This window comes from Falsibacillus pallidus, from assembly GCF_003350505.1.
GTDB lineage: Bacteria > Bacillota > Bacilli > Bacillales > DSM-25281 > Falsibacillus > Falsibacillus pallidus.
This window is the reverse complement of the sequence record NZ_QQAY01000015.1, coordinates 71,120-81,374: the sequence shown is the minus strand read 5'-3', so window position 1 is coordinate 81,374 and position 10,255 is coordinate 71,120. Positions and strand designations below refer to the sequence as shown.

The following is a 10,255-nucleotide window of genomic DNA, read 5'->3' as shown; positions in this document are numbered from 1 at the left end:
AGCTTTCATTCAAGTCGTCTATATATGGAAAAATTTTGAATAGTCATAGGGTTTTCTTACTATCACTGGTTTACGTACCTATTTTTTCTTGTTAACTTGACGGCTATGGGGACAGGTTCCTTGTCCCATTGATGGATTAAACTCAGGAGCGGGGTGGTGGAGTGGGACAAGGAACCTGTCCCTGCGTCCCACTCTAAATAGGGGGTTGAGCATATGGACGTTGATGTATGGGTGTATATAATGATTTTTATTGTTCAGATAATCGGTGGAATGTTAGGATTGGCTATTTTCGTTTCTATCTACAGGCAAAACAGAAAAAAAGGTCTAGCATGTCTGATGCTGATGATTATCTGGGTGATTTATTCTATGTTTGAAGGGTTTTCCGGTTCTTCGAAATTGGGTGCTGGAATGATCATTATTTATTGCATTTTGTTCTGGGTAGCATACTTCCACTTGAAAAGGAAGAAGCATGAGACGGAAGATTTGGTCCGCTAGCCGTCGAGAAAGGAACACCATTAAATTAAAACGGGAAAGGATTAAATAAGATGAAACTGTTAGAAAGAATCATTTATTTTCTCTTCACCTTCTTCATTTTTATTGTGCTTTGGAATGTAATGACAAGGTTGTGGGAGGCCTTCGTACCGTGGAATTATAAAACAGACTTCATTGGGGTCGTTGTGGTAATCCCTTTATTAATAGCAGCGGCATTTATTCTAAGTAGTTTGTCTTTCAAGGTAATAAAGGAAACTAAATGATAAATGTGGGACGCGGGGACAGGTTCCGCGTCCCAAGTACGAGATTGAGTGAGCAAGAGGGGGGATGGGACAGTAAACCTGTCCCCGTGTCCCAAAATGAAAGGAGCTGGAAGGAATGAATGAAGAGCAGTTGTTTAGTCAAATGAAGATGTGGAGGAAGTGGACGGTGGATTTTCTTGGTACCATACCTGAGGAAATGGTCGACAGGATTCCCCTTGGCCATCGCAACAGCATTAGATGGAACGCTGGACATATTTTAGTTGGCTGGGATCATACGATGTTTCCATCAGTTGGTGAGGAGAGAAAGCTGCCTCAATCCTATCACATGATGTTTCCACGTGGCAGTAAACCGGAGGATTGGGATAGGACTCCTCCAACAATGGAGACATTGATTAAGTTGCTGGAGGAACAGCCTACATTGGTTGAACAGGCATGCAGCGGAAGACTTGATGATAGACTGCAAGAATCATTTTTACATATGAACACGGTGGGGGATATGCTTCTTTTTCATATGAATCACGAGAATCTGCACATGGGGACAATTAAGAGCATGAAGCAGATGATGATGATTTGATTGTTCCATTTAAAATATATTGAAAGTGGTGATAAAGGTGAGCCAAGTTTGTGTCATTAGCATTTATGTACCAAATTTAAATGAAGCCATTGAGTTTTATACCAACGTCTTAGGATTTGAGGTAAACAAGCAATATGGTCCGTCTATCGCTTCTCTAGTTCATGGGGATTTACCAATCGTTTTGGAGGAAAGTGATTCAGCGGTTTATGACCAAAATAGGAGATCTACAGGGATAGCACTGGGGCTGAAAACCGATGATATCGAGCAAACAGTAAAATCTCTAAAAGAAAAAGAAGTAAACTTCATCATCGAAGAGCCAACAGACTGCCCTCCAGGAAAATACATCAGCATTAATGACCCCTTTGGAAATACCATAGATTATCTTCAATTCATATAAATGCGTGACAAGGGGACAGGTTCCGTGTCCCAAGCTTAAGTACTTAACAGAAAGAGGGGGGAGGGACAGTAAACCTGTCCCTCCGTCCCATTATGGTTCGATAATTAAATCTGTATCCGGCGGAATATGCCCCATGCATCTTCCCATTTTGACGATTTGGCCTTTGTGGTGGAATTCGTGGGTGGTGGTATGTGTGAAAAGCCATAATGTAGTAGGATTCAAGGTTTCCCCATTGCTCAGGGTCATCGGGATGACTTGATCCCACTTTCCTTGGAATTCTTGAAGAAATTCTTCCACCAGATCATCGACCTCACGGAAAAGTTCCCGCACTCCTTGGATGTCTTTTACGGATTCCGGTGTGCGTTCTGGAAGTGATTTTCCTAGGGCACGAATCCCCAGCCACCAGCGATAGCAATTCGCAGTGTGGACCTGAAGGCTGAGGATGGAATCCCCTGCAAAAATATCAAGCTCCTTCGCATAGTCTTCATGCGGAAGGGACTCACAGTAGCGGAACAGTGGTTCCCGGGTCCGTTTGATCCAATTATATTGTGTCGCAAAAACTTCCATCACTTCGATCTCCTTTTCATGAAATATGAATCTTAGAAGCTAGTTATTCGATTGATTCAAATAGTCATTTGTTGATGAAAACTCCACTCCTTCTCCTATAAACATTCCTTATATATTTTAAATATCCTTCCTGAAAATGGTGGCGGGACAGTGAACCTGTCCCCATGTCCCACAGTCGTATTTCTTACCCCTGCCGAATAGACTATGTATAATAACCGTCTAATCTTAAGGGAATAGGGGTGGGATCATGTTTTCGCCTTCAGAAATGATGACGTTTGAACTGTTCTCTGGTCCTCATATCATGGTATTCTTGGTGTTCCTTGCTATCAGTTTTTTCCTTATTTATTTTAGAGGGTCGTTAAGACCACATCGGTCAGCTATCAAATGGACCTTATTTTGCCTCTTGGTCATCTGCGAAGTATCCGGTCAAATTTGGAATATGGCCACGGATCAGTGGGATGTCAGCAGTCTGCCTCTCCAGATGTGTTCGTTCAGCGCTTTTATCTCGATTTATTTGTTCTTCAAGCGAAGCCTCCGAGCCTTTTCGCTGCTGTATTTTATCGGTTTTCTTCCTCCAATCCTCAGTATGGTCACACCTGAATTGTTCTACCAATTTCCTCATTTCAGTTTCCTAAGATACTTCTTGTTCCATTCCGCCATTCCTTGGGCAGTCCTTTATTTCGTTGTGTATGAAGGGTACCGCCTCCCTAAGAAATCCATCTGGACCGGCTTTCTGTTGGCAAATTTGATTGCGGTGCCAATCTTTCTCCTGAATATTTGGCTAGACACCAACTTTTTCTATTTGGCGAGCCCGACGGAAGCTGAAACCATCCTGTCCTTTTTTGGGTCAGGAGTCATGTATTATATCAACCTCGAAGTGGCTGCAATCTTTGTTTTCCTTATCTCATATCTGCCAATGTGGGCGCTGTTGAAGCGGGAACGGAGAGTGAGAGAGCGGGGATGACCGTTAGCCTTGCTATGTGGAAGCAGTTTTGAGAGCTGAATCATTCACTTTTTAAATGGTACCGCGTCGAGTGTCCATCATGTGAAAATGGGACAAAGAACCTGTCCCTCTGTCCCACACCAATTCCTCAATCATTAATAAACTATTATGTGGTACAACTTTTTAATTAGTTTGGGGGCACTAGATTTATGGAAAATGAAATGAGTGAAAAGGTCGGGGCAGAGGCAGGAGTTCAGCTTTCAGCACCATGGGTCACATATCAAAATGAGTTGAAATATTCGATCGGCCAGGATCCGAGTGTGATTGTAGGGCCGCTTATACCAACAGCCGGCAACTATATCATCCCGGTTACGGTAATTGGAGATGCAAAGGCCATCGCTTTGGCGACGCTTTTGAAGAATCCTGTTGAATTTGGAAATGTGAGCATAAACGTGGTGGTCATCAACAGCGAGCAGGAAATCGTCGAGCCTGTTCCATGTCCATTAGGGGCGTTTGCAATAGCAGGGCTGGTTCAGCAAGCACTATCAGACAATCCATATTATGAGGACGTTGTGGTCAAGCGACAGAACATGGGTGGCAATAACGCAGTATATCCTGTATTTAAGCCAGAAGTCATCCAGTTTTATAACGATGACATATCAAACCTCTGCAATAATTTCACAGCAGTAGCTTCCAAAGTTTTTGAAGACGTCATGAAAGAATCCCTGTGTGGCGTGTCAATCCAATATTCCACCAGCTGTGAAGAATAAGCGGAAACAAAGCGCGGAGAAAAAACTCCGCGCTTTTTACTTTTATGGGACGCGGGGACAGGTTCCTTGTCCCGCCACACCCCTGCCATACCCACCGCGACTGCCAACCCTGTCAGTGACTACATCCACCAAGGGATAGGCAGAAGAAAAGGGACAGTAACACTGTCCCTATGTCCCGCTGCAGTCGGGGTCGTTGCCGAGTCTCTTGTCTCCCCACGCGCACATGAGGTTGAGGATTTCCCGGAGGCTTTCTCCTTCTTCGGTGAGTGAGTATTCTACTTTTGGCGGAATTTCGTCGTAGACGGTTCGGTTGATGATGCCGTCTTTTTCTAATTCCCGGAGCTGCTGGGAGAGCATTTTTTTCGTGACGACCGGCATTGCTCGCTGGAGTTCGCTGAAACGTTTGTCGCCTTCTTTTAACAGGCAGAGGATGACGACCTTCCATTTTCCTCCGATAACTTCTAACGTCGCTTCAACGGGCACGTTATATTTAGTCGATTTCACCGTTTTTTCCTCCTATTCCTATAAAAACAGGGATTCCGTACATAATAGTGGGGTATTTATCAAATAAGGTTACCATAAAGGTACCTGGTTACGTAAAAGTGCCGTCTTCAAATATAGACATGTCATCATTATACTGAAAAAGAACTTTCAATAAAAAGGAGAAGATATTAATGAATAAACCATATCCACGTTCCTTTTCACATATTGGCTTATCTGTACCGAATTTAGAGGAGGCTGTTAAATTTTATACAGAGGTTTTAGGCTGGTACGTCATCATGGAGCCTTCTGAAATTGTGGAAGACGACAGTCCGATCGGGCAAATGTGCAAGGATGTTTTTGGGGAAGGATGGGGCAAATTTAAAATCGCCCATCTCGCTACTTCTGACAAAATCGGCATCGAAATGTTCGAGTTTGAAACGAACGAAAATCCTGAGAATAACTTTGAATATTGGAAGACGGGCATCTTCCATTTCTGCGTGCAGGATCCCGACATTGAAGGGCTTGTGGAAAAAATCGTCGAGCATGGCGGAAAGCAGCGCATGCCCATTCGTGAATATTATCCGAATGAAAAGCCGTACAAAATGGTCTACTGCGAAGATCCATTCGGCAATCTCATTGAAATTTACACCCACAGCTATGAATTGACTTATTCCCAAGGGGCTTACTAAAAAGGAGGAATCGCAATGAAGGCATTATTGCTTGAAGACAAAGGAAAAGTAAACGAAATGAAGGTTGGTGAAATTGAAAAACCGACACCAGGTAAAGGAGAAATTTTGGTAAAAATTAAAGCCACTGCTTTAAATCCGGTCGACTATAAAACAGGGAACGGAGGCAATCCGAACTGGACTTATCCGCATGTACTTGGTCTTGATTCTGCAGGGATTGTGGAAGAAGTAGGCGAAGGTGTCACTAACGTTAAAGCAGGTGACAGAGTTGTCTACCATGGTGATATGACGAAAAAAGGCGGATTTGCGGAGTATGGAGTGACGACAGCGCACACCGTTTCACTCATCCCGGAAGGCATTTCCTTCGAAGACGCAGCTGCCTTGCCGTGTGCTGGCTTTACCGCATACCAAGCGTTATTTCATAAATTGCATGCTGCTAAAGGACAAACGATTCTAGTACATGCAGGAGCTGGCGGTGTCGGCGGTTTCGCAATCCAGCTGGCGAAAAATGCTGGACTGAAGGTGCTTACAACTGCATCCGCTGCCAACCATGAGTATGTGAAAGGCTTAGGAGCCGACTACGGCATCGACTACCGTGAAGAAGATTTTGTAGAAAAAGCATTGGAAATCACGGATGGACTCGGTGTCGACCTGGTACTCGATACAGTCGGACGCGATAACGCGGACAAATCCTTGAAGGCGCTGGCGTTCAACGGACAAATCGCCTTCATTGCAGGGCCGCCAAATGCGAACGAAGCCATCTCCTTCGCGCATCCACTGTCCTTCCACCAAGTAGCACTAGGAAGCGTCCACCAATCCGGAAATCGAAAAGAGCAGCTCAAACTCGCCGAAATGGGCGACCACATGCTATCGCTCTTGAAAGAAGGAAAACTAAACGCGCTAGTCCAAAAAACAGTATCACTGGATGAAGTACCACAAGCACTAGCTGAACTAGCCACCCGAAAAGTAAAAGGCAAAATCATCGCCCAAATCCACTAAGGGACACGGGGACAGGTTCATCGTCCCGCGGCTCCCCAATGATTGAGCGGGGTGTGGTGGGACATGGGGACAGGTGAACTATGCCCAGGATAACGGACACTGATAAAAAAGGGCCCCTTATCCGGGGCTTTTTGTGTTTCAATAGAATTAATGAAAATGGACGGAGGGAATATGGGGGCATAGTTCACAGGTTCCTTGTTCCACTCATAATATTAAGTGAGAATTAAAATATAAATATTGATTACCAGTAAATGGGGGGACAGTTAACCTGTCCCCCCGTCCCGTATGGTAAACTATGTTCATCGATATGATTCAGATGAATAAGGGGTGGTCATTGATGACACGTAGTGAACTGCATCCGAAGGTAGATGCGTTTATGATCAGGGCTAAAAAGTGGAGTGCTGAGTATATGAAGTTGAGGGATATTGCTCTCGACTGTGGTTTGACGGAAGATTTTAAGTGGATGCATCCTTGCTACACATTGGAAGGCAAGAATGTCGTTTTGATCCATGGATTTAAAGACTATTGCGCGTACCTCTTCCATAAAGGTTCTTTGATGAAAGATCCAGAAGGTATTCTGATCCAACAGACGGAGAATGTTCAGGCAGCCCGGCAGATTCGATTCACCAATGTGGAAGAAATTATTGAAATGGAATCAATCCTGAAAGACTATATAATGCAGGCTATAGAAGTGGAAAAATCCGGATTGGAAGTAGAGTTTAAAAAGACGACAGAATACAGTATTCCAGAAGAATTTCAAGTGAAGCTTGGAGAAATGCCCGATTTGAAAGAGGCGTTCGAATCCTTGACGCCAGGTCGCCAAAGAGCATACATCCTCCATTTTTCACAGGCAAAACAAGCAAAGACACGACAGGCGAGAGTGGAGAAGTATATACAGCAAATCCTTGAAGGCAAAGGGATGAATGACTAAGCGGGACGGAGACGTGGGACGCGGGGACAGGTTGATTGTCCCAGTCGTCCTGCGTCACCCCACCGCTGCAGACTCTATACATTAAAATACAGAGGGACAGTAAACCTGTCCCTCTGTCCCGGGAGGGTTCATATTTATGGCACAATGTTCGAAGGATGAACGTGAGGAGTCGCAATTGCAGGTTTTGGCTGAAGTGAGTGGAATAGCTGAAAGTCTTGGAATGGAATTGTGGCTTCGCGGAGGATGGGCCATTGATTTTCTTCTCGGAAGGCTCACCCGCCCCCATGAGGATATTGATTTTGTTGCTTGGGTTCAGGATAGACAAAGGCTAGAGGCTGAACTGGCGAGTGCTGGGTATGAGAAAGTCCCTGTCAATGAACCTTTCTGTAACAGGCAGTCGGACTTTCGAAAAAATGAAGTTGATTGCAGTTTTGTATTTATAACACATTCTGTTGAGGGTGACATTATCATGAATGGACTTCCAGAATGGGTATGGAGACCTGATTCTCTCATGACAGAGAGCTATACATTGAACGGAATATCAGCTCGGGTGTTAAATCCAAAACAGCTGCTGGAAGAAAAGGAAGTCTATGAGCAAATCGGCAGGCCGCACAGACAAAAGGATGCGGAAAGCAAAAAGATTCTGAAGCAAATGATATTAGAGAGAGAATAGATTTTTTAGTAGGGTATGTTCCTCAGGTTAAGGGGAGATACTCTTTTTTTTTGCGGGACGCGGGGACAGGTTCCTTGTCCCACCTCAGCATCGCCCCTGTCCAAAAGTAAACAACTTTTTCATATAACCATTCCTCATCACCAATAGCAGAGGGACAAGGAACCTGTCCCTCTGTACCAAAATAGGTATTATCACTCATTTTTTCTAAAATTTACATTAGCACAACAATTTTGTGATAATTTTGATTTGGTTGTTATTTTAAAAAAGGAGTGAAGAATGGTGAAAACAAGGAAGTCAGGTATTATTTTATTAGTTTTGATGTTATGTTTGCCGCTCGTTTTTTCGAATCTCCCAACGGCATTTGCAGAGGGTCCGAGTGATCCGGCGCCGGTCATTCAGCCGATCGGGTCAGCGAATGGGAAGAAAATTTTATTTGACAATACTCATGGACAGACAGCAGGAGCAGCAGACTGGGTCATTGATGGCGGTTTTTCTGATTTTGCCAATGGCATTGCCGGAAATGGCTATTATGTAAAAGAACTTCGTAAGACTACACCGATCACTTATTCTGATTTACAGGGGTATGACGTCCTCGTGATTGGTGAAGCCAATATCCCTTACAAAACTTCTGAGCAAGATGCACTTCTTCAATACGCACAAAACGGCGGGAGCATTTTCTTCATCGCCGATCATTACAATGCAGACCGTAATAAAAATAGATGGGATGCCTCCGAGGTTTTCAATGGATACCGCCGCGGAGCATGGGACAACCCGGCCAAAGGAATGACGACGGAAGAGGCAAACTCTGCTGCCATGCAGGGCGTTGCGAGCTCCGACTGGCTTTCCACTAACTTTGGCGTGCGTTTCCGCTACAATGCACTTGCTGATATCACGGCCAATGACATTGTGGCGCCAAGCCAGGCATTCGGCATTACTAGCGGTGTTTCAACAGTCGCTATGCATGCGGGTTCCACTCTTGCCATCACGGATGGTACGAAAGCCAAAGGAATTGTTTATTTGCCGCAAACGACTGCGAGCTGGAGTCATGCGGTTGACCAAGGCGTTTATGACGGCGGCGGCCGCGCAGAAGGTCCGTTCGTTGCTGTTTCAAAAGTGGGCCTTGGGAAAGCTGCGTTCATCGGGGATTCATCTCCGGTTGAAGACGCCACTCCAAAGTATAAACGTGAAGAAACAGGCCAAGCCAAAACGACTTATGACGGCTTTAAAGAGCAGAACGACGGCGTTTTACTGGAAAATATCATCGACTGGCTTTCACAGCATGAAAACTATACAAGTCTTTCACAGGTAAGTGGATTGCAGCTTGATCAGCCGACAGCGCTTTTAAGCATGGAAACGCCTCAATCATCAACTGAGCCTCAAGCAGAAACGTGGGCAGCACCGGATGCAGGCTATAAATGGTACGATCCTTCCACGTTCAAAGCAGGCTCCTATGGCAATACAGGCACAGGTGGAAGCGGCGGTGGAACAGGCGGATCAGGCAGTTCCACTGAGAATGTCTACATTTCTGAATATGTAGAGGGAAGCAGTTTGAATAAAGCCATTGAAATTTATAATGGTACATCTTCAGCCATTGATTTATCTGGGTATTCATTGCAGCTATCCAATGTTTCAGGCGCGATTTCGCTTTCAGGAACGCTTGCGAGCGGAGATGTGTTTGTAGTAGCAAACAGCGGCGCTTCACAGACTGTTTTAAATAAAGCTGATCTCTTGAGCAGCAGCTTATCATTCAATGGGGATGACTCCGTAACACTCCAGCATAATGGGGCGGTTGTGGATGTAGTCGGTACAGCAGGCACTTCGTTCGGAACAGATAAGACATTAGTGCGGAACAGTTCCGTCACAACAGGAACGACTGCATACGACTCCAGCGAATGGACCAGCTATCCTGCAGATACTTTTAGCTACTTGGGAAGCCATACAGGTACGGTTGCATCTGGGACTGCGGTGTTAAATGAAAATTTTGAAACAGGGTCAAAAGGATCTTATACAGCTGGAAATGTTACTTTAGCCAGCGGATCATGGTATTTTGACAATGCGTTGTTAGGCAATTTGAGCAGCGATGTGAAAAATGGATCCCAGTCAGCACGCGTGAAAGCAAGCGGAGCACTGACCATGAATTTCGATGTGAATGGTGCCAAGTCCGTCGTCATTTCACATGCGAACTTCGGATCCGATACAGGTGCGACCTGGCAGCTGCAAATGTCCACCAATCAAGGAGGCAGCTGGACGAATGTTGGTAGCTTGAATACAAGCTCATCAACGTTGACCAAAAAAACATTCAGCGTCAACCAAAGCAGCTCCGTCCGATTCCGAATCGTCGTCAGCGGAACAAGCGGAAACCGCCTAAACTTCGACGACATCCAAATCCTAAACTAATGGGACATGGGGACAGGTTCCTTGTCCCACCGCAGATGCAGCACCCCTAACAGCTAAAATGAAAACCCCCTTTCCTCGGA

General features: G+C 45.1%; 11 protein-coding genes and 2 pseudogenes. 11 read left to right on the top strand and 2 right to left on the bottom strand.

What is annotated here, in order from left to right; all coding sequences use genetic code 11:
- Window positions 1-213 precede the first annotated feature (213 nt).
- From DFR59_RS16685 to DFR59_RS16670, 3 genes are all read left to right on the top strand, one after another.
- The gene (locus tag DFR59_RS16685; RefSeq protein ID WP_114746799.1) at window positions 214-495 is read left to right on the top strand and encodes a hypothetical protein; all 282 of its coding nucleotides are present in this window, start codon (window positions 214-216) and stop codon (window positions 493-495) included.
- A gap of 375 nt (window positions 496-870) precedes the next feature.
- Window positions 871-1,329 (top strand): DinB family protein, encoded by a 459-nt coding sequence (locus DFR59_RS16675; RefSeq protein WP_114746797.1) that lies wholly within the window; start codon window positions 871-873, stop codon window positions 1,327-1,329.
- A gap of 37 nt (window positions 1,330-1,366) precedes the next feature.
- Window positions 1,367-1,726, top strand: a complete 360-nt coding sequence (locus DFR59_RS16670) for a VOC family protein (protein WP_114746796.1) — start codon at window positions 1,367-1,369, stop codon at window positions 1,724-1,726.
- Window positions 1,727-1,816: 90 nt separating this feature from the next.
- On the opposite strand, the gene DFR59_RS16665 is transcribed toward DFR59_RS16670, so the two are convergent.
- Window positions 1,817-2,293 (bottom strand): DinB family protein, encoded by a 477-nt coding sequence (locus tag DFR59_RS16665; protein ID WP_114746795.1) that lies wholly within the window; start codon window positions 2,291-2,293, stop codon window positions 1,817-1,819.
- A gap of 247 nt (window positions 2,294-2,540) precedes the next feature.
- Between DFR59_RS16665 and DFR59_RS16660 the strand changes: the two genes are divergently transcribed.
- Together DFR59_RS16660 and DFR59_RS16655 are read left to right on the top strand one after the other, a co-directional pair.
- Complete coding sequence (locus tag DFR59_RS16660) at window positions 2,541-3,257, top strand: YwaF family protein (protein ID WP_114746794.1); 717 nt, start codon at window positions 2,541-2,543, stop codon at window positions 3,255-3,257.
- A gap of 200 nt (window positions 3,258-3,457) precedes the next feature.
- Window positions 3,458-4,006: a hypothetical protein gene (locus DFR59_RS16655; protein ID WP_114746809.1), complete on the top strand. Its 549-nt coding sequence runs from the start codon at window positions 3,458-3,460 to the stop codon at window positions 4,004-4,006.
- A gap of 168 nt (window positions 4,007-4,174) precedes the next feature.
- Here the strand turns inward: DFR59_RS16655 and DFR59_RS16650 are convergent, their stop codons facing one another.
- Window positions 4,175-4,510, bottom strand: a complete 336-nt coding sequence (locus tag DFR59_RS16650; protein ID WP_114746793.1) for a winged helix-turn-helix transcriptional regulator — start codon at window positions 4,508-4,510, stop codon at window positions 4,175-4,177.
- A gap of 170 nt (window positions 4,511-4,680) precedes the next feature.
- Between DFR59_RS16650 and DFR59_RS16645 the strand changes: the two genes are divergently transcribed.
- The 6 genes and pseudogenes from DFR59_RS16645 to DFR59_RS20430 form a co-directional block, all read left to right on the top strand.
- Window positions 4,681-5,178 (top strand): lactoylglutathione lyase family protein, encoded by a 498-nt coding sequence (locus DFR59_RS16645; RefSeq protein WP_114746792.1) that lies wholly within the window; start codon window positions 4,681-4,683, stop codon window positions 5,176-5,178.
- A gap of 15 nt (window positions 5,179-5,193) precedes the next feature.
- Window positions 5,194-6,174 carry a zinc-binding dehydrogenase gene (locus tag DFR59_RS16640; protein WP_114746791.1) on the top strand — a complete coding sequence of 327 codons (981 nt, stop codon included), beginning with the start codon at window positions 5,194-5,196 and terminating at the stop codon, window positions 6,172-6,174.
- A gap of 337 nt (window positions 6,175-6,511) precedes the next feature.
- Window positions 6,512-7,105 (top strand): YdeI/OmpD-associated family protein, encoded by a 594-nt coding sequence (locus DFR59_RS16635; RefSeq protein ID WP_114746790.1) that lies wholly within the window; start codon window positions 6,512-6,514, stop codon window positions 7,103-7,105.
- Window positions 7,106-7,241: 136 nt separating this feature from the next.
- Window positions 7,242-7,778 (top strand): nucleotidyltransferase domain-containing protein, encoded by a 537-nt coding sequence (locus tag DFR59_RS16630; RefSeq protein ID WP_114746789.1) that lies wholly within the window; start codon window positions 7,242-7,244, stop codon window positions 7,776-7,778.
- Between the two features lie 318 nt (window positions 7,779-8,096).
- Window positions 8,097-9,242: pseudogene (locus tag DFR59_RS20435) on the top strand (Ig domain protein group 2 domain protein); the annotation flags it as partial.
- A gap of 48 nt (window positions 9,243-9,290) precedes the next feature.
- Window positions 9,291-10,175, top strand: a pseudogene (locus DFR59_RS20430) (lamin tail domain-containing protein); the annotation flags it as partial.
- Between the last annotated feature and the right edge of the window lie 80 nt (window positions 10,176-10,255).

Bases quoted from the DNA above. Each gene is read 5' to 3' on its own strand.
- DFR59_RS16630 (WP_114746789.1), top strand. From the start codon at position 7,242: ATGGCACAATGTTCGAAGGATGAACGTGAGGAGTCGCAATTGCAGGTT.
- DFR59_RS16665 (WP_114746795.1), bottom strand. From the start codon at position 2,293: ATGGAAGTTTTTGCGACACAATATAATTGGATCAAACGGACCCGGGAA.
- DFR59_RS16640 (WP_114746791.1), top strand. From the start codon at position 5,194: ATGAAGGCATTATTGCTTGAAGACAAAGGAAAAGTAAACGAAATGAAG.
- DFR59_RS16685 (WP_114746799.1), top strand. From the start codon at position 214: ATGGACGTTGATGTATGGGTGTATATAATGATTTTTATTGTTCAGATA.
- DFR59_RS16645 (WP_114746792.1), top strand. From the start codon at position 4,681: ATGAATAAACCATATCCACGTTCCTTTTCACATATTGGCTTATCTGTA.
- DFR59_RS16660 (WP_114746794.1), top strand. From the start codon at position 2,541: ATGTTTTCGCCTTCAGAAATGATGACGTTTGAACTGTTCTCTGGTCCT.
- DFR59_RS16635 (WP_114746790.1), top strand. From the start codon at position 6,512: ATGACACGTAGTGAACTGCATCCGAAGGTAGATGCGTTTATGATCAGG.
- DFR59_RS16655 (WP_114746809.1), top strand. From the start codon at position 3,458: ATGAGTGAAAAGGTCGGGGCAGAGGCAGGAGTTCAGCTTTCAGCACCA.
- DFR59_RS16675 (WP_114746797.1), top strand. From the start codon at position 871: ATGAATGAAGAGCAGTTGTTTAGTCAAATGAAGATGTGGAGGAAGTGG.